We start from the raw sequence: 16,940 nt of genomic DNA, 5'->3' as shown, positions 1-16,940 counted from the left end.
CCTGACGCTAAGTCGCGCGGAACACAGAGTGAAGTATCTATTGCCTACTCACTGATAAGGAACCATTATCACCGGCGTGGAACTCCGCCAGCTTCGCTACTTCGTCGCGGTCGCCGAGGAACGCAGCTTCCGCCGCGCGGCCGAACGGCTGCACCTCGCCCAGCCCGCGCTCAGCCAGCAGATCGCGAAGCTGGAGAAAGAGCTGTCCGTGCGGCTGCTCCTGCGGACCACCCGCAGCGTCGAGCTGACCGAACCGGGCCGGGTGCTGCTGGCCGAGGGCCGTCGCGTACTCGCCGACAGCCAGCACGCCCTCACCGCCGTTGCACACGCCGCACGAGGCGAACTCGGACTGTTGCGGATCGGGTTCGTCAGCTCGGCCGCGTTGGAAATCGTGCCCGCCACGGTGCTGGAAATGCGTCGGCAATGGCCGAATGTCCGTTTCGAACTGACTGAGTCCACCACTGACGCGCAAATCGCCGCTCTCGGCGACGGCCAGCTCGACGTCGGCATCGCGCGCGAGGTCGGCAAAGCCGCCGGGCTGACCGTGCACCAGCTGGGCCGGGAACGGCTGATCGTGGCCGTGTCCGAGACACATCCGTTGGCGAACAACGAAACCGTCGAGATGGCGCAGCTGGCCGACGAGCCCTTCCTCGCCTTCCCGCGCACGCGCGTCTCGCGGCTGCATGACCACATCGAGACGCTGTGCCTGCGCGCCGGATTCCGGATGCGGGTGGTCCAGGAGGCCGTCCAGTTCCCCACCATGCTCGGCCTGGTCGCCGCCGACACCGGCATCGCGATCGTGCCGAACGCCTTGCGCGCCTTGCAGTTGCCCGGTCTGCGCTATCTCGCACTCGCCGACGCCGGCGCATTCTCGACCGTCTCGGCGATCTCGCGCACCGATCACGAGAACAATCCGGTGGTCGACCGTTTCCTCAGCGTCGCGCGTGCCGGATGATGACCCGGTGGACTTCGAACCGCACCGCGGCGAACTGACCGCTTACTGCTACCGGATGGTCGGCTCGTTCCACGAGGCCGAGGACCTGGTGCAGGAAACACTGCTGCGCGCGTGGAAGGCCCGCGACCGGTACGACTCGGCGCGCGCTTCGCTCCGGACGTGGCTGTACCGGATCGCGACGAACGTCTGCCTGACCGCGCTGGAAGGCCGGGCCCGACGTCCGCTGCCCTCCGGTCTCGGTGCCGCCAGCGACGATCCGGGCGCGCCGCTGCCACCGGCGACCGACATCCCGTGGCTGCAGCCGTTTCCCGACGCACTCTGCGATGCCGACACCCGCGCCGGACTGCGGCTGGCGTGGGTCGCCGCGACGCAGGTTCTGCCAGCCCGGCAGCGGGCGGTCGTCGTGCTCCGGTCGGTGCTCGAGTTCAGCGCGGCCGAGGTCGCGACGCAGCTGGAGACGACCGTTCCGGCGGTCAACAGCGCGCTGCAACGAGCCCGGGCCGCGCTCGCCGACGCGGGCGAACTGGACGAGATAGCCGAACCTGACGACGCCGAGACCCAGGCCGTGATCGACCGGTACGCGCGAGCCTTCGAGGCCGCCGACGTCGAGGCGCTCGTCCGGCTGCTCACCGACGACGCGATCCTGGAAATGCCGCCGGTCCCGCTCTGGTTCCGCGGCAGCGACGACTACGGCCGGTTCATGCACCGGGTATTCGAGATGCGCGGGGTCGGCTGGAGCGTCCGCGGGCTCACCGCCAACGGGCAGCCCGCGCTCGCCGCCTACACCCCCGACGGACAGCTGCACACCCTGCAGGTCTTCACCGTGACCGGCGGGCGGATCTCGCACAACGTCGTGTTCGCCGATCCGCGGGTTTTCGAGGCGTTCGACCTGCCGTCGAAGATTCTTTAGCCGGGAGCGATGAGTTCAGCCGGGGTCGCCGGTAAGTACTGGCGACACCGATTGAAGGGATCTCCGCCATGAGCGTCATCGTCATCGCCTTCACCACCCTCGACGGCTTCGCCTCCGACCCGGACGGCTCCTCCGGCACTCCCGGCGGCGGCTGGGCTTTCCGGCACGGCCCGGAAGCCGTCGCGGGCGACAAATTCCGGCTCGGGAGCACACTGGACGACGGCGTCCTGCTGCTCGGCCGCACCACCTGGCAGCTGTTCTCGAACATCTGGCCGCACCGCGACGACCCGTTCTCGCAGCGGATGAACGCCGCGGCCAAGCTGGTCGCCACCAGCACTCTGACCGACACCAGCGCGTGGCAGAACTCGTCGGTCCTCGACGGCGACCTGGTCGACACGGTGAAACGGGAAGAGCGCGACGTCGTCGTCATCGGCAGCCTGCGCGTCGTGCACACGCTGATGGCAGCGGACCTGGTCGACGAGTACCGGCTGCTGACCTTCCCCACCATTCTGGGCACCGGCACCCGCCTTTTCCCGGACGGCACCGGGACCGCACATCTGGAGTCCGTATCGGCCGAACGCATCGGCGCGGCGACGCTTTCGCGGTATGTACGCGAAAGTTCAATGGAGGGCTCCGGGCGGTAAGCCGTAACGTCGCTGGCCATGCTGCTCGTTTCGGGCGCGTCCAGCGTCGGCAAAACCACCGCTCGCTCGCACGCGCGGCATCTGCTCGACGACACGTACGAGACCGCCGAACTGAGCACCCGCGGTGCGGCCGGCGATCGCCCTGCGCGGGAGGTCCGTGAGGGGAACCCTGAGGGACTCAGAGTCCCTCAGGGTTCCCCTCACGGACGCAGGCGGGCCGGGAAAGGCGCGCCTCCGCCGGTACACTGTGGAGCGTCAGCGGCCGAAGACGGCTGGGCGTACCCAAAAAGCCGTGGAGCCGACGAACGATGATTCCCGCACTGCTGGTCCTCTCCGCCGCGGTCCTGATGCGCGCGCTCGCGGCCAAACAGCTCGACCGGTGGAACATCGCCGCGCCCGTGCTGATGGTGCTCTGCGGAGTCGCGACCGCGTTGTTCGCAAATCCCGGGAAACTGCTCGACCTCTTCGACACCGAAATCGCGCAGCACGTGGCCGAACTCATTCTCGCGATGCTGCTTTTCGTCGACGCCACCGAGGTCCGCGGCGGACGGCTGTGGGGACACGCGCCCAGCCTCGTCGCGCGGGTCCTGTTCCTGGCGCTGCCGCTGAGCCTCGGGCTGGCCATGCTGGTCGGCTGGGCGTTCTTCCCGGATCTGTCGTGGCCGCTGCTGCTGATCGTCGCGTGCATCGTCATCCCGAGCGATTTCGCCGCTGCCGAACGCGTGGTTCGCGACAAAACTCTGACGCCGCAAGTGCGCAGTGTGCTGAACGTGGAAAGCGGTTACAACGACGGATTGGTCTCGCCGCTGTTCCTGTTCGCGCTCATTCTCGCGCGCAGCGACAATACCGCGAACACCGCCGGAAAAGCGCTCGCGACCGCGTTGCCGTTCGCGCTCAAGGCAGTCGCCGCCGGAGCCGTCATCGGCACGGTGATCGGTTTGCTGCTGTTTCTCGCGGTCCGCTCCGGCTGGACTTCCGGGCAGGGACGGCGCATCGCCATCCTCACGACTCCCCTGCTGACCTACGCCGCCACCGTCGCCATCGACGGCAACGGATTCGTCGCCTGTTTCGTCTGCGGGATCGCCTTCCGCTACGTCTACCGTGCCTTCGCCGCGCGGCACCTCCGCACCTCCGACAGCGCCGCCAGGGAACACTTCGCCCGGCCGTCCGAAGATCTGCAACTGCTCGAAGAGGTCACCGGAATCCTGACGATGACGATGTGGTTCGTCGTCGGCGGGGCCGCGGTCGTCATGGTGTCCTTCGGCGTGCCGTGGCAGCCGGTCGTGTTCTGCCTGCTCGCGCTGACCGTCCTGCGGATCGTCCCGGTGATGCTGTCGCTGACGCGCACCCGGATGCCGTACCGGGACCGGTTCCTCGTCGGCGCCCTCGGCCCGCGCGGCACGACGTCGATCGTGTTCGGCCTGCTGGCGATCAACGGCCTGACCGGCGAGGAAAGCGACCTCGTGCTGACGCTGACCGTGGTGTGCGTCCTCGGCAGCGTGGCACTGCACGGACTGGGGTCGACGCCGCTCATCACTCGGTTGATGACTCCGCAGGCGCACCGACAGCCCGAGTAGTATGCACGCACCGTAACTGGTGCTTGGTTCCGTAATTCCCAGGTATTCCACAGGTTTTGCAGGAAAATCTCCCCCGCGCGGGTGGTCTATGCGCGCTTCCCGTAGCGTTCTGTGACCGCCGACAGAATAAGGGTCAAGCGCGACGCATCACGTCGCCGTTCCGCGCAGAGGACCCCCGCTCATGTCTGCACCCACGCTCGCCGAACCCCGAGCCGGACGGCACCGTTCCGGCAGCGTGCGCGTCGTCGCCGTAATCCCCGCGCACGACGAAGAGGCGCAGATCGCGCACACGGTCGCGGCGCTCCGCGGACAGGACCGGACCGTCGACGAGGTCTTCGTCGTCACCGACAACTGCACCGACCACACCGCCGAAGCCGCTTCGTCCGCCGGAGCCCGAGTCCGACCGTCCACAAACAACACGCGCAAGAAGGCCGGTGCGCTGAACCAGCTGCTCGCCTGGCTCCTGCCGCGACTGGACGAGGACGACGTGATCCTCGTCCAAGACGCGGATTCCACTTTGGACCCGCAGTTCGTGAGCACCGCGCTGCGCCATCTCGACCACGGCTACGGCGGCGTAGGCGGAGTCTTCCGCGGCGGTCCAGGCGGCGGGTTCGTCGGACACCTGCAGCGCAACGAATACGCCCGCTATGCCCGCGACGTGCATCGCCTGCACGGAAAATGCCTGGTACTGACCGGAACCGCCGCGATGTTCCGGGTAAGCACCCTGTTCGAAGTCGCCGCCGCCCGGCTCACCGGAAGCCTGCCCGCAGGCGACGGCAACGGCGGGATCTACGACACGACCGTGCTCACCGAGGACAACGAACTCACTTTCGCCCTGCTGCACCTCGGACACCGGGTGATCTCGCCCAGCGACTGCACGCTGGAAACCGAGGTCATGACGAGCTGGAGTGCACTGTGGACACAACGCTTGCGATGGAAGCGCGGTGCGGTGGAGAACTGCGTCCAATATGGACTCACCCGCGTCACCTGGCGGTATTGGGGCAGGCAACTGCTGACCATCACTGGCGTGCTGGTGAGCGGGATTTACCTGACCGCCCTAGCCGTGGCCCTCGCCCGCGGCGGCCTGCACCTGAACCCGTGGTGGCTGGGCATCTCGTCGATCTTCGTGGTGGAACGAGTGGTGACCGTCCGATACCGCGGCTGGCGGTGGATGTTGCTCGCCGCGTCGATGTACGAGCTGGTGCTTGATTATTTCCTGCAGGCCTGCCACCTCAAGGCGTATGCGGACGCGCTGCTGCGGACCCGCAAGAACTGGTGAACATCGCGACGGAAGAGGAAAATCATGTACCAGAAAATCGGCGCGGCCTCGGCTGCTGGAGTGACCGGCGGGCTCGCGTTCACCGGAGTGAATGCGATGTGGCTGCTGCTGGCGGGGTTTGCTTTGCTGGCAGCGGGAACTGCGTTGATGCGGATCCTGCCGAGGATGCGCAAGAACGAGCTGTGACCGCGCTATCCTGAGCGCTCCCGAACGTCGGAGACGCGCATGGCGAGCGAGATCGATCTGCGCCCCGCGGTGGCCGCGGACAGCGACTTCTGTTTCCAGGTGCACCGGGCCGCGCTAGGCGAGTATGTCGCCGCGATCTGGGGCTGGGACGACGAAATCCAGCGCCGATACCACGACCGCGCCTTCGCTCCCGGCCAGTGGCAAGTGATCACGGTCGACGGAGCGGACGCGGGGTTGCTCGTGATCGAGTACCGGCCGACGGAGATCTGCCTCGGCCGGATCGAACTCGACCCCCGCTACCAGGGCCGAGGAATCGGCGGACGGCTGCTCCGGTGGCTGATCGACGTCGCGGCAGAACGTGGCCAGCCGATAGTGCTCGAAGTCCTCGCGGTCAACACCCGGGCGCACGCGTTCTACCTGCGGCACGGATTCCGGGAAACCGGCCGACATGGCGAAACCGGACGGAAAATCCTCCTGGTCCGAAGCCCGGACCAGGAGGATTGACCGGCTCGTCAACCTCAGCCCGCGTCAGTCACCGTCCCCGTGACGTCCACGTCCGGCCCGGATTCCTTCGGCTCACCGGTCACGTGCACCAGAACGTGCTTGGCCGGTTCGGCCCCGGCGTGCCGCAGGGTCGGGATCGTCAGGTCGCCGCTCGTCTCCCCCGCCGGAATCTGCACCACCACCGTCAACCCGGTCTCCGACAACGGCTGCGTCTTCTCCGGATCGACGCCGTGTTCGATCAGCCACTTCGGGTCGACGTCCGACGTCATCAGTTCCGGCCCGGTCTTCGGCGCCTTCACCTCCCCGAGCACGCTGATCTGCGAATCGGCCACTGTGGACAGTCCGATCGGCCACTTCAGCGCGCCGCCCTCGACCACGGAAACGTCGGACTGGCCGACGCTCAATTTCGGGGCCGGGTCGTCGTTCTCGACGTTCAGCGAGCCCTCCGGTCCTCCGATCACCGTGCCTTGAGTCGCCTTCACCGCGGCCAGCATCCGGTACGGCCAGCTCCACCGGGTGTTCCCGACGACCGTCGCGGGCAGGTCGAGCGTGTGCTGTCCCGGCGCGAGCGTGACCGCTTGATACGTCCACTTCTCCGACATCGGCGAGATCGAATCGGACCGGAAGACCCGGACCGAACCGCCGCCGTCCCCCGTCACCGTGACCGGGATCTGGTACGTCTTCAAGCCGGAATCGCCTTCCTTGACCGTCATCGAGCCGAGGTCGACGCGCGTCAGCGGGGCCGGGTTCGGGTCAGGCAGGCCGGGCCGCCACGCGTATGCGTCCAGCAGCCATGCCTCGCCGCCCGCCTTCTGCGGCGTCAGTTCCAGGCTGGCCATCTCCAGATGCGGCGGTAGCGGGACGCGGACTTCCTGACCCCAGAACGACTTCGTCCGTTCAGTCCCGGCCAGCCCGGCCACGGTCACCGCGCCGAGTTTCGTGCGCGTGCCCCGCGAATCGGTGACCGCGACGTCGAATGATGCGGCTGGGGCGTTCTCCGGCGCGATGATCCGCATGGCCAATGCCCGCGCGCCGCTCGAGGAAACCGGGCGGGGCAACTGGATCGTCGCCGGAGTCCCAGCCGAGCGCACGTGCACGGCGGTCCTCGTCGGGTCGGGCGCGACGTCAAGTCCGACGAAATGCGGCGACTTGGGCGTGCCAGGACCCGCCAGGCACCGCTTGTCCGGGCCGACCTGCTGGCAGACGTCCCCGCTGCCAGCGACCTTCGTCGACGAATCGGGGATCAGCACCGGGGTCCGCGCGCCGCCGAGAGCATGCGTCAACACGTGCGCCGGATCGGCGGACGGCGCGCGCACGCCGGACCCGTCCAGCAGCGGCAGCACCCGCAGATCGTGCTTCTGGAACAGTTGCGCCGCCGCGGCTACATAGGTCGCGCCGACCGCTCGCTGCTGCACGTCCGTCAACCGCGCGGGCACGCCCGGCGAGCAATTCGGGTCCGGGTCCGGAGAATAGAAATCGTCCTGCGCCGGGGCCACCGCGACGCCCGGAGTCCATTCGGCATTGAAGTAGTTGTGATTCGCGCCCGAGACATACAGCGCGCTGTGCAAGGCCGTGTCCCGGCTGACGCCGCGCGCCGCGTCGATGTATTGCTGCCCTTGAAGATCCGAGACGTCGCCGTCACAGGAGGGCAGGAAGGTGACCGACGGGACGTCCGGCGTCGGGTTGAGCCCGAACACGGTCGGCGCGATGAGCACGTCGCCGCGGATCTTCCACCGGACCGGCCCGGAGAACCCGGTGTCGCCCGGCGGCGGATAGAGACTGTCCATCGCGGCGCGGTTGACGCCCTCGCCGCCGCGGGAATGCCCGACCAGCAACACATTCGACAGATCAGCCGTCGGCGAATCCCGGACAATCTGCGGAGCCGTCGGACGAGCGCTGCCCGACCAGTCCGCCCAATGCGCCAGGTGCAGCCGGACCAGCGACGACCGGGCTTGCGCGCCGCCGTCCTCCGCCGCGTGGTCGAGCGCGTTGATCGCGTCGGCCGAGATGGACACCGTCACGAAACCCTGCGACGCCAGCAATTCCTGGGTCTGCAGGTAGCCGCGGTAGCTGGGAATGGGCAGCATCCCGGCCTTGCACGGCCAAGCTGTCGAGTAGTCGTCCGGATCGGCCGGGTTGTAGCAGGGCTGGTGCCTGCCGTGCAGGAACACCACCAGCGGCCGGTTCCCCGGCGCGTGTTTCGGCGCGACGACCACGCCCTGCATCTCGATCGGGCCGTCCAGCCCGGGCAGCCGCACCGGGTCGAGCGAGTACTCGCCCTTGACCGTCGAGAACTGCCCGGGTTTACCGGGATCCACCGCATTGGCGGGCAACTCGGGCAGCGGTGCCGGGGCAGGTTGCTTCGCCGTCACCTTGGGCGCTTCGGTCAGCGAACGGCCTCCGACGCGCACCTCCAGCCCGCGCGGATCGCGGATCCCGCCGGCCGGCAGCGAGAACGTCCGCAGATCCGCCCGCGGCTGAGCGCGGCCGAGCAGCTTGCCGCCGGACCAGAACTCCACCGCACCGTCGCCGAACAACGGCTTCGGCGCGGTCCAGAGCAGCTGGCCGTCGGCGACGCGCCACTCCGGCGACGCTGCCGGACCGGCGGCCGAACTCGCTGCTGCGGGCTGTGCCAACGTGACCGCCAGGACAGCGGCCGCCGCGATGGGGACAAATTTGCGCAGAAGGACCTTCACTGGGTGCTCCCTCCCCGATGATCTTTCCTTTCTACCGGGAGGAGCACCCGTCGTGCCAGGCCGTTCAGACGCGGTTCTCCGGCAACGACCCGGTGCGCGGACCGGCCATGCCGCTCTCACCGAACGCGTCGCCAATCTGCTGAGGAGTCATTGCACGGCGCGGCCGGAAATCCATGAACCGGCCGTGCCGCACCGTGCGTTCAGGCGCGCATCGTCGTCTCCGCCCATTCCTCGAAGGCGGTCAGCGGAATCCCGAGTTCCCGCGCGAACTCGGGCCGCGCAGGCTGTCCGAGCGCGTTCAACATCGTGTGCGAGAACCCCATCGGCGGCATCCCGGCGGCGAGCGCCTCCTCGACAGTCATATCCGGCACCGTCAACGGCACGCCCAGCACGCGGGACAGAATCGGCGCGATCTCCGTCATCGCCCGATAGTCGCTCGCCAGCTCCAGTTCGACCCGGTCGAAGCGCTCCGGCTCGGCGATGGCCGCGGCAGCCGCCCGGCCGATGTCCCGCACCGCCACCAGCGACAGGCGAGTCTCCGGACGCAGGAGCGTCACCAATCCGCCCTCGATCCCGCGCGGAAACACATACTGCATGGACGGCAGGAAGTTCTCCATGAAGAACCCCGGCTTGAGCAACGTCCAACGCGGGAATCCCGCCGCACGGAGCCGATCCTGGATCGCCGCCTTCGTCTCCATCGCCGGGGCCAGGAACGCCCAGCGCTCCTCGGCCAATTCCGGCGACCCCGCTCCGCTCACCGAGGTGTGCACAAACTGCGGAACGCCAGCTTTCTCCGCTGCCTCAATAAGATTGACCCCCTGAGTCACCTCGCCTGCGAAGTCCGGCTCCGCCCCGCTCATGTCCGGCATCTGCACGCTGAACACCGCACGCACGCCCTTCATCGCCGGTGCCAGCCCGTCCCGATCGTGCAAATCCCCGACGGCGAGTTCGGCACCCGACGCCTCGACCGCCTTCGCCCGCTCTGACTCCGGATCCCGGACCAGCGCCCGGACCGGCACCCCCGCCGCCAGCAACTCGCGAGCGGTCGCGCCGCCCTGCCGTCCCGTCGCGCCGACGACCAGTACCGGTGCTTCCTCGGCCATGATTCTCCCTAAGAACGCTAAGTGGCGGGGCCCGCCGTTTCGTGTCCGCTACGATACGGCGGGGCCCGCCACTTAGCAAACCCGGAGGTCACGCCATGCCCGGCCAGCAACGCGCAGACGCACGGCGCAACTACGCGCGGATCCTGGAGGTGGCCGAGGAAGAGGTCGCCGCACGCGGGGCGAACGCGTCGCTGGAACAGATCGCGCGCACCGCCGGAGTCGGCTCCGCGACCGTGCGGCGGCACTTCCCCACCCGGCACGCACTGCTGGAAGCGGTCTCGCAGGAACGGATCGCCATCCTGGCCGCTCGCGCCCAAGAGCTGGCGGGGGAATCCGACAGCCGCCGCGCGCTCCTGGAATGGCTGGACGACGTGGTCAGCTACTGCGTGACCGCCCGCGGCCTCGCGGCTGCTCTGGCGTACGACACGCCTGATCCGGCGCACGGAAACTCCTGCTCGATGACCCTGGAAGAGTCCGCCGAACCGCTCTTGGCACACGCCGCCCGCGACGGCGCAGTGTCGCAGGAGGTGACGGTCGCTGACCTGATCGCGTTGATCGTCGGCATCACGCTGACCACGGAACGCCACCCGGACCCGGCCGCTGAGGCCAGCCGCCTGTTCCGGATCGCAGTGGCGGGAATCAGCCCCGACGCCTCGTGAGTGTTCATCACGGTTCTAACCGTGATGAACACTCACGACACTCCGCACCCCGGCAAGCAGCAGCTCCAGCCCGAACTCGAACCGCTCCTCGAAAGCGAGCATCGACTCCATCGGCCCCGCCTCCAGGTGCGCGTACTTCCGCGCCCCCAGAACCCCCATCAGCACCTCGACCTCGTCCCCGGTGGCGCCCTGCTCCTCGAGCGCTTCCCCGAGCACGTAGCAAAACACCGCGCTCGCCGCCCAGATCGCCTGCTTCCGCGGCAACCCGGAAGCCAGCAAACACCCCAGCAGAGTGTCCACATAGGTCAGATTGCTGCGCTTGGCCGCGTAGTTCCCGCCGACGATCCGCGCCCCGTCCCGATGCGCGAGCAGCGCCGTGCGCAATCCGCCGGCCAGGCGCCGCACCCGGCCCTCCCAGTCGCCGTCCTCGGCGGGCAGGTCCGAGACCGCGCCGGCCAAGATCGCCTCGGCCATTTCGTCGATCAGCGCGTCCTTGCCGTCGAACAGGCGGTAGATCGCGGGCAGGTGCAGCCCCATCCGGTCGGCCAGCTGACGCATGGTGAGCGCCTCCAGCCCGCCCGCGTCGACCAGGTCCAGCGCCTCGGCCACCGCCCGCTCGGCGCGCGTCGCGGCGATTCCCGCCCGTTTCGTGTCGGTTGACATGTTAACGATGTTACCAATACGCTCGGCGGCGCGGCAAGTAACAACGTTAACAAAAGGGAGGGAAGCCGATGACCGCGAAGGCCGGCACCACCGATCAGCTGGACGTCGTCGTCCGGCAGCTGCGCTGGGAAGCCGACGGCGTCGTCTCGCTGGACCTGGCAGCCGCGACCGGGAAACCGCTGCCAAGCTGGGAACCTGGCGCGCACCTCGACCTGGTGCTGCCGAACGGCCTCGAACGCCAGTACTCGCTCTGCGGCCCGCTCGGCGAGCGCTCCTACTACCGGATCGGCGTCCGCCGGGAACGCGCGAGCCGCGGCGGTTCGGAGTACGTGCACGCATTTCTCCGGCCGGGTCAGCGCCTCTCGATCAAAGGACCGCGGAACAATTTCGGCTTCCGCCCCGCCAAGTCGTACCTCTTCGTGGCGGGCGGCATCGGCATCACGCCGATCCTGCCGATGGTCCGCACGGCGGAAGCCCAGGGCTCCGACTGGCAGCTGTACTTCGGCGGCCGCACTAGCGCATCGATGCCGTTCCTCGACGAACTCCGCGGCTACGGCGAACGCGTGCGCTGCCACCCGTCCGACACCGCCGGGCGGATTCCGTTGGCCGAGATGGAAAAGCCCGTCGAGGCGGGCGCGAAGGTCTATGCGTGCGGCCCGGCTTCCTTGCTGTCCGATTTGGACACCGCAGCAGCGAACTGGCCGGACGAAGCACTGCGACTGGAACGCTTCAAAGCCCCACAGGCAGCCCCGGCGGAAAACAAGCCGTTCGAAGTGGAATGCGCGGCCTCGAAGAAAACCGTGTCGGTCGCCGCCGACGAAAGCATTGTCAGCGCACTAGAAAAGGCGGGCATCCGACCGCCGACCTCATGCCGGTCCGGTATCTGCGGATCGTGCGAAACGAAGGTGCTCGACGGCGTCCCCGACCACCGCGACGGCATCCTCTCCTCGATCGAACAGGCAGCAGGCGACCGGATGTTCGTCTGCGTGTCCCGCGCCCGCACCCCACGGCTGGTCCTCGACCTGTGACGGGAGAAATCATGACCACCGCAGCAGACGCCTACCCACCGATCACCATGGCGCGCATCCGGGAGATCATCGGTTTCCCGGACCAGTTCATCGCCGAGAAAAAGGAACCGCAGCTCGGCGAATTCGCCATGCGATTCATCGCGCACAGCCCGTTCTTCTGCGTAGCCACCTTCGGCGCGGACGGCCTGATGGACGTCGCCCCGAAAGGCGACCCGCCCGGTTCGGTGCGGATCCTCGACCCGTGGACGCTCGCCATCCCCGACCGGCCGGGCAACAAACTCGCCGACACCTTTGAGAACCTCACCGCCAACCCGTCGATCGGGCTGGTCTTCTTCGTGCCCGGCCTGCGCGAGGTGATGCGGGTCAACGGCGACGCCTTCGTCACCGATGACCCGGAACTGCTCAGCATGCTCAGCGCGGACAGCAAACCCGCCGTGCTCGCGACGATCGTCCGGGTGCGCGAAGTGTTCGGCCAGTGCGGAAAAGCCGTCATCCGCGCGAAACTGTGGGAGACCGACACCCGCGGGCTGGCCGAAGCGGCAACCCTCGGCGGCGATTTCTACACGCTCTCCATCGCCGAGCAAGCGCAAAAGATGAACAACAGCCTGGGCGACCTTGTGAGCGGTGCCCTGTACGACGTGATCGACGACAAGTACCGGAACGAACTGTTCTAGAAACCGCGTTGCTCCCACCACGAAGCCCTGCCTAGTATCCGATTTGTGCGATCTCGACCGTCTTTCCTCACCGACGCCGCCATCACCCGCGCGCTCGCCGAACATTGGCAACCCGTCTCCGAGATCGCTTACCTCCCTTGGGGTTTCGGCGCGCACCACTGGCGCGCCGACGCCCTGTTCGTCACGTTGGACCAGCTCGAACCCCGGCACACCGCGGCCTCGCTGGAAAGCACTTACGCGAGTGCCGCCGCACTGGCCGCCGCCGGGCTCGAGTTCGTCTGCGCGCCGGTGCCCACGCGATCCGGCCAGTTCACCGTCGACATCGGCGTCGGCGCGCTCAGCGTCACCCCGATGCTGGACGGCCGCAGCCCTGCGGAAGCCGAGGTCGACAAACCGGCAATACTTGCCGCGCTCGACGCCCTGCACCGCACCCCGCCACCCACCGGGTTGCGCTACTGGTCGCCGCAGGTCGGTCCAGGATTCGCCGACGAACTGCGCGCCCGCACCGCCGAACCCTGGACGTCCGGCCCACTCGCCGAAGCAGCCCGCACCGCCCTGGCCGCCCGCAGCGACGCGATCAAACGCTGGAACGACCGCTACCTGAAACTGGCCGCCCTCGCTGCCTCCCGGCGCGACTCCTGGGTGCCCACCCACGGTGAACCGCACAGCGACAACCAAGTCACCACTCCGGACGGCCTGCGCTTGGTCGACTGGGAAACCCTCGCTATCGCCCCGCGCGAACGCGACTACGCCGATCTGCCCGGGGCCGCCGGTGTCGATCCGGAGATGGTCGAACTGTTCGCCCTCGACTGGCAGCTCTCCGAACTGCGCGAATACTCCGACTGGTTTTCCGCGCCACACACCGGAACCGAGGACGACCGCATCGCTTTGGCAGGCCTGCGCGAGGAACTAGCGCCCTAAGGTGCCAGCCGCCGGTTCGCGACCGATGAACGCGGTCAACGCGTCCACCACCGCGCCGGGCTGCTCATCCGGAATGAAGTGTCCGGCATCGGGGATGACGACACCGGTCGCGTTGTCCGCCCAAGGGCTGAGGGAACCGGCCATGTCGGGGATCGAGCCGTGGGAGCTGGAGACTCCCAGCACCGGGACGGTCAACTGCCGCCGTTCAAGCGCGGCATGATTCTTGCGCGCCGATTCCGCGGCGTCGCGGTAGTAAGCGAGAGACGCCCGGAGACCGCCCTCGGCTGCGATGGCGGCGGCGTAATGATCGACCTCGGCACTGTCGAAAGCGTTCGGGGACAGTGCTTTGACCTTCAAGAACCAGTCGACATAGTCGCGCTCGCGACCGGCGAGCAAGGTCTCGGGAAGATCAGGCACGAGGTGGAACGCGAAGTGCCAGGTCTTCCAGGCCCGGTCGGGATCCGTGGGAATGGCGTCCGGGAGGGTGATTCCGGGGATGCCGGCGTCCAGCAGGGCGAGACCGTGCAGGCGCTCCTCGTAGTTCAGGGCTAGCGAGAACGCGACCCATGCCCCGATGTCGTGGGCGACGAGCCAATACTTCGGCACGTCGAGCGCAGTCACCGCAGCCTGGACGCGCGACGCGACGGTGTGCGTGTCGTAGCTGTCGTGCGGGCGGTCGGAGTGGCCTTGTCCGGGCAGGTCGATCGCGAGCACGCGGAATCGCTCGGCGAGGCCCGGCATCGCTTTGCGCCAAGCCCACCAGGTCTGCGGGAATCCGGCGAGCAGGACGACAGCCGGACCGGTCCGCCGGCCGCCTTCCACGGCATGGAGCCGGATGCCGTCCGCGTCGACCCAGCGGTGCGTGAATCCGGCCAGGTCGGGCAGCGGCAATGCGGAGATCGGGTTCTGGTCGCAGGCGGGGCTCGCGGCGGCTGTCATGGTTCAACCCTAGCTCATCTTGAACTGTTCGGTTCAAGATGAGCTAGACTGCCTGCGTGATGGCCGGAAAAAAGCAGTTCGAGATGGACGTCGTGCTCGACGCGGCGATGGTCCGGTTCTGGCGGGCCGGGTACGCGGACACCTCGCTCGACGACCTGTCCAAGGCGACCGGGTTGAACCGCAGTTCCATCTACTCCTCGCTCGGCGACAAGGACGCGCTCTACCTGCGCTGTCTGGATCGCTACGCCACGCGCTACGGGACCAGGTACGACCAGGCCCTGTCCCGCGCGGCCGAAGAACCGCTGCGAGCGATACGGGAGTTCTTCGACGTCACCCTGAACCGCATCGCCGACCCCGACGTGCCGGACGGATGCCTGGTCGCCCAGACCGCGATGGCGATACCGGTGCTGAGCCCAACCATCGCCGCGCGCGCAACCGAAGCGCTGGGGTTTCAGCAGGCGCGGCTGCGGACCGCCTTGCACGCGGCGAAACTGGCCGACGCCGACGACTTCGCCGTGCACCTCGCGGCAGTCAACCAGTCGCTGGCCGTTATGAGCAGAGCCGGGTCGACGCAGAAACAGCTCCGCTCGGTAGTCGACATCAGCCTGAGCGCACTTTCACAGGCGCTGCAGGCCCGGAATTGACTAAGTACCCAGTAATTCCGGCACGAAGATCTCCTCGATCTTCATCAACCGCTTCGACAGTCCCTGCTCGAAGTGCCACCGCAAGAACGTCTCGACCGAAAGCCGGTTCTTCTCGATGCCGTAAGGCCACCAATCATCCCCGAACAGCCGACGGTTCTCGTCGTACAACGCGCTGAACCACGGGATCATCCCCGCGTCGCCCATGTGGTTGAAGATGCGGCCGCGCCGGTAATCCGCCATCGCGACTTCCTTCGCGTCGACAAATCCCCGATACAGCTTCTCCGCCAGCCCCGGCTGCTCCGCCAGCAGATCCCGCCGCACCACCACCGTGTGCATGATCGGCCGAATCCCGGTACGCCGGTAATATTCGCGCTCCACCCGCACGTAGTCCGGAAACAACGGCGCAACGTCCGGTGAATCCTCCCGAATCGCACGTGGCGGGTCCGCGGAAATAAACGCGTCGATCTCGCCGCTCTCCAACATCGGCCCGAGCGCTTTCCCCGCCGGAGCCTGCCGTACGTCGACTTCCGCCGGATGCAGCCGCGGGACGAAATCGAACCATTCCATCGGCCAGTCGAACCCGCCGATCACCCACCGGCTCTGTTCCGGCCGCACGCCGTACTCGTCGGAGAGAATGCCTTTCGCCACCACCCCCGCGTCGTGCCCGTAGGTCGCGAACTCGCCGATCGTCTTGCCCGCCAAGTCCTGCGGCGTCCGGATGCCGCTGCGAGCGTTGACGTAGATCGCCGAATGCCGGAACTGCCGGTTGGGGAACACCGGCAGCGCGACGAACGGCGGGTTCGGCAGGTCCAAGGTGCGCAGGTAGAAGGTGAGTCCCAGCTCGGCGACGGCGAACTCGCGCCCTCGCACCATCCGTTCGAACAGGTCCGAGACGATGTCGGCGGTGTGCAGGGTCGCGTCCACGCCGTCGAAGCGGACCCGGCCGTCGAACAGCGGGCGGGTGTTGTCGTAGCGGTACAGGCCGAGGTCCAGCCGCAGGTCAGCCATCAGGTGCCCCTTTCCGTCCCGTCTTATACTAAACGCGTTTACTATCTGCGGGCAACCGCTACGATGCCTCCCGATGGACAAGGACGCGCTCGCCGAACTCTTCGCCACCGCCTCGCTCGGCGCCCCCGAGAACGCGGTGGGGTTCGTCATGTGGCGCGTCGTGCACCGCTACGTCCGCGAGGTCGACCAGGCGCTCGCCCCGCTCGACCTGACGCACCTGCAGTTCCAGACGCTCGCGCTCGCCGCCTGGCTGAACCGCACCGGCGGCCCGGTGACCCAATCCGGCCTGGCTGCCTCCGGGGACATCCACCCGATGCAGGTGTCGCAGATCCTGAAAACGCTGGAACGCAAGGGATTCATCGCTCGCGCGCGCAGCACCGAGGACGTCCGCGCCAAACGCGTCGAGGTGACCGACGCCGGCGGAGCCGCCCTGCGCGCCGCGCTGCCGCTCCTGATCGAGGTGCAGCACCGGATCTTCGGCGACGAGGGGCTGCCCGGCGGAAGTCTGCTGAACACCTTGCTTCGCCTGGACAACGCCTGAGTGCGTTGC

At 68.0% G+C, this 16,940-nt stretch carries 18 protein-coding genes; 13 read left to right on the top strand and 5 right to left on the bottom strand.

What is annotated here, in order from left to right; translation table 11 throughout:
• The first annotated feature begins 76 nt into the window (after window positions 1-76).
• The 7 genes from D0D37_RS17425 to D0D37_RS17400 all read left to right on the top strand — a co-directional run bounded on the left by D0D37_RS17425 (window position 77) and on the right by D0D37_RS17400 (window position 6,055).
• The gene (locus tag D0D37_RS17425; protein ID WP_116201599.1) at window positions 77-955 is read left to right on the top strand and encodes a LysR family transcriptional regulator; all 879 of its coding nucleotides are present in this window, start codon (window positions 77-79) and stop codon (window positions 953-955) included.
• Between the two features lie 55 nt (window positions 956-1,010).
• Window positions 1,011-1,865, top strand: a complete 855-nt coding sequence (locus D0D37_RS17420; protein WP_244223552.1) for an RNA polymerase subunit sigma-70 — start codon at window positions 1,011-1,013, stop codon at window positions 1,863-1,865.
• A gap of 68 nt (window positions 1,866-1,933) precedes the next feature.
• The gene (locus D0D37_RS17415) at window positions 1,934-2,509 is read left to right on the top strand and encodes a dihydrofolate reductase family protein (RefSeq protein ID WP_116201597.1); all 576 of its coding nucleotides are present in this window, start codon (window positions 1,934-1,936) and stop codon (window positions 2,507-2,509) included.
• 308 nt (window positions 2,510-2,817) lie between these two features.
• A complete protein-coding gene (locus D0D37_RS17410; protein ID WP_116201596.1) occupies window positions 2,818-4,086 on the top strand; it encodes a cation:proton antiporter in 1,269 nt (422 codons plus the stop codon).
• A gap of 181 nt (window positions 4,087-4,267) precedes the next feature.
• Window positions 4,268-5,365 carry a glycosyltransferase family 2 protein gene (locus tag D0D37_RS17405; RefSeq protein WP_116201595.1) on the top strand — a complete coding sequence of 366 codons (1,098 nt, stop codon included), beginning with the start codon at window positions 4,268-4,270 and terminating at the stop codon, window positions 5,363-5,365.
• A gap of 24 nt (window positions 5,366-5,389) precedes the next feature.
• On the top strand, window positions 5,390-5,551 hold the full coding sequence (locus D0D37_RS46655; protein ID WP_162834282.1) for a hypothetical protein: 162 nt from the start codon (window positions 5,390-5,392) through the stop codon (window positions 5,549-5,551).
• Window positions 5,552-5,590: 39 nt separating this feature from the next.
• Window positions 5,591-6,055, top strand: coding sequence for a GNAT family N-acetyltransferase (locus D0D37_RS17400; RefSeq protein WP_116201594.1), 465 nt, complete (start codon window positions 5,591-5,593; stop codon window positions 6,053-6,055).
• A gap of 14 nt (window positions 6,056-6,069) precedes the next feature.
• Here D0D37_RS17400 and D0D37_RS17395 read toward each other — a convergent pair whose 3' ends face one another.
• Complete coding sequence (locus D0D37_RS17395) at window positions 6,070-8,751, bottom strand: alpha/beta hydrolase (protein ID WP_208720006.1); 2,682 nt, start codon at window positions 8,749-8,751, stop codon at window positions 6,070-6,072.
• A 200-nt stretch (window positions 8,752-8,951) separates the two neighbouring features.
• Entirely contained in the window at window positions 8,952-9,854 is a 903-nt protein-coding gene (locus D0D37_RS17385; protein WP_116201593.1) for an NmrA/HSCARG family protein, read from the bottom strand.
• A gap of 95 nt (window positions 9,855-9,949) precedes the next feature.
• Here D0D37_RS17385 and D0D37_RS17380 point away from each other — a divergent pair, with 95 nt between their 5' ends.
• On the top strand, window positions 9,950-10,513 hold the full coding sequence (locus tag D0D37_RS17380; RefSeq protein WP_116201592.1) for a TetR/AcrR family transcriptional regulator: 564 nt from the start codon (window positions 9,950-9,952) through the stop codon (window positions 10,511-10,513).
• 15 nt (window positions 10,514-10,528) lie between these two features.
• On the opposite strand, the gene D0D37_RS17375 is transcribed toward D0D37_RS17380, so the two are convergent.
• Window positions 10,529-11,176, bottom strand: coding sequence for a TetR/AcrR family transcriptional regulator C-terminal domain-containing protein (locus D0D37_RS17375; protein ID WP_116201591.1), 648 nt, complete (start codon window positions 11,174-11,176; stop codon window positions 10,529-10,531).
• Between the two features lie 68 nt (window positions 11,177-11,244).
• On the opposite strand from D0D37_RS17375, the gene D0D37_RS17370 reads away from it, so the two are divergent.
• The 3 genes from D0D37_RS17370 to D0D37_RS17360 are packed head-to-tail and all read left to right on the top strand — an operon-like array spanning window position 11,245 to window position 13,799.
• Window positions 11,245-12,204 (top strand): PDR/VanB family oxidoreductase, encoded by a 960-nt coding sequence (locus D0D37_RS17370; RefSeq protein WP_116201590.1) that lies wholly within the window; start codon window positions 11,245-11,247, stop codon window positions 12,202-12,204.
• Window positions 12,205-12,215: 11 nt separating this feature from the next.
• Window positions 12,216-12,878 (top strand): MSMEG_1061 family FMN-dependent PPOX-type flavoprotein, encoded by a 663-nt coding sequence (locus D0D37_RS17365; protein ID WP_116201589.1) that lies wholly within the window; start codon window positions 12,216-12,218, stop codon window positions 12,876-12,878.
• 45 nt (window positions 12,879-12,923) lie between these two features.
• Window positions 12,924-13,799, top strand: coding sequence for a phosphotransferase family protein (locus D0D37_RS17360; protein WP_116201588.1), 876 nt, complete (start codon window positions 12,924-12,926; stop codon window positions 13,797-13,799).
• Here the strand turns inward: D0D37_RS17360 and D0D37_RS17355 are convergent.
• A complete protein-coding gene (locus tag D0D37_RS17355; protein ID WP_116201587.1) occupies window positions 13,788-14,738 on the bottom strand; it encodes an alpha/beta fold hydrolase in 951 nt (316 codons plus the stop codon). The two genes, D0D37_RS17360 and D0D37_RS17355, sit on opposite strands and share 12 nt — an antisense overlap.
• Before the next feature lie 59 nt (window positions 14,739-14,797).
• On the opposite strand from D0D37_RS17355, the gene D0D37_RS17350 reads away from it, so the two are divergent.
• Window positions 14,798-15,382: a TetR/AcrR family transcriptional regulator gene (locus D0D37_RS17350; RefSeq protein ID WP_162834285.1), complete on the top strand. Its 585-nt coding sequence runs from the start codon at window positions 14,798-14,800 to the stop codon at window positions 15,380-15,382.
• On the opposite strand, the gene D0D37_RS17345 is transcribed toward D0D37_RS17350, so the two are convergent.
• The gene (locus D0D37_RS17345) at window positions 15,383-16,390 is read right to left on the bottom strand and encodes a substrate-binding domain-containing protein (RefSeq protein WP_208720005.1); all 1,008 of its coding nucleotides are present in this window, start codon (window positions 16,388-16,390) and stop codon (window positions 15,383-15,385) included.
• A gap of 73 nt (window positions 16,391-16,463) precedes the next feature.
• Here D0D37_RS17345 and D0D37_RS17340 point away from each other — a divergent pair, with 73 nt between their 5' ends.
• Window positions 16,464-16,931, top strand: coding sequence for a MarR family winged helix-turn-helix transcriptional regulator (locus tag D0D37_RS17340; protein WP_116201585.1), 468 nt, complete (start codon window positions 16,464-16,466; stop codon window positions 16,929-16,931).
• Window positions 16,932-16,940 lie beyond the last annotated feature (9 nt).

Origin of the sequence: Amycolatopsis circi (assembly GCF_003385235.1) — a bacterium.
Lineage (GTDB): Bacteria > Actinomycetota > Actinomycetes > Mycobacteriales > Pseudonocardiaceae > Amycolatopsis > Amycolatopsis circi.
This window is presented reverse-complemented; position numbering and strand designations above follow the sequence as displayed.

Excerpts from the sequence above, each read along its gene's own strand:
- D0D37_RS17380 (WP_116201592.1), top strand. The coding sequence starts at position 9,950 with ATGCCCGGCCAGCAACGCGCAGACGCACGGCGCAACTACGCGCGGATC.
- D0D37_RS17415 (WP_116201597.1), top strand. The coding sequence starts at position 1,934 with ATGAGCGTCATCGTCATCGCCTTCACCACCCTCGACGGCTTCGCCTCC.
- D0D37_RS46655 (WP_162834282.1), top strand. The coding sequence starts at position 5,390 with ATGTACCAGAAAATCGGCGCGGCCTCGGCTGCTGGAGTGACCGGCGGG.
- D0D37_RS17385 (WP_116201593.1), bottom strand. The coding sequence starts at position 9,854 with ATGGCCGAGGAAGCACCGGTACTGGTCGTCGGCGCGACGGGACGGCAG.
- D0D37_RS17350 (WP_162834285.1), top strand. The coding sequence starts at position 14,798 with ATGGCCGGAAAAAAGCAGTTCGAGATGGACGTCGTGCTCGACGCGGCG.
- D0D37_RS17355 (WP_116201587.1), bottom strand. The coding sequence starts at position 14,738 with ATGACAGCCGCCGCGAGCCCCGCCTGCGACCAGAACCCGATCTCCGCA.
- D0D37_RS17370 (WP_116201590.1), top strand. The coding sequence starts at position 11,245 with ATGACCGCGAAGGCCGGCACCACCGATCAGCTGGACGTCGTCGTCCGG.
- D0D37_RS17400 (WP_116201594.1), top strand. The coding sequence starts at position 5,591 with ATGGCGAGCGAGATCGATCTGCGCCCCGCGGTGGCCGCGGACAGCGAC.
- D0D37_RS17420 (WP_244223552.1), top strand. The coding sequence starts at position 1,011 with ATGGTCGGCTCGTTCCACGAGGCCGAGGACCTGGTGCAGGAAACACTG.
- D0D37_RS17410 (WP_116201596.1), top strand. The coding sequence starts at position 2,818 with ATGATTCCCGCACTGCTGGTCCTCTCCGCCGCGGTCCTGATGCGCGCG.
- D0D37_RS17375 (WP_116201591.1), bottom strand. The coding sequence starts at position 11,176 with ATGTCAACCGACACGAAACGGGCGGGAATCGCCGCGACGCGCGCCGAG.
- D0D37_RS17345 (WP_208720005.1), bottom strand. The coding sequence starts at position 16,390 with ATGGCTGACCTGCGGCTGGACCTCGGCCTGTACCGCTACGACAACACC.
- D0D37_RS17340 (WP_116201585.1), top strand. The coding sequence starts at position 16,464 with ATGGACAAGGACGCGCTCGCCGAACTCTTCGCCACCGCCTCGCTCGGC.
- D0D37_RS17405 (WP_116201595.1), top strand. The coding sequence starts at position 4,268 with ATGTCTGCACCCACGCTCGCCGAACCCCGAGCCGGACGGCACCGTTCC.
- D0D37_RS17365 (WP_116201589.1), top strand. The coding sequence starts at position 12,216 with ATGACCACCGCAGCAGACGCCTACCCACCGATCACCATGGCGCGCATC.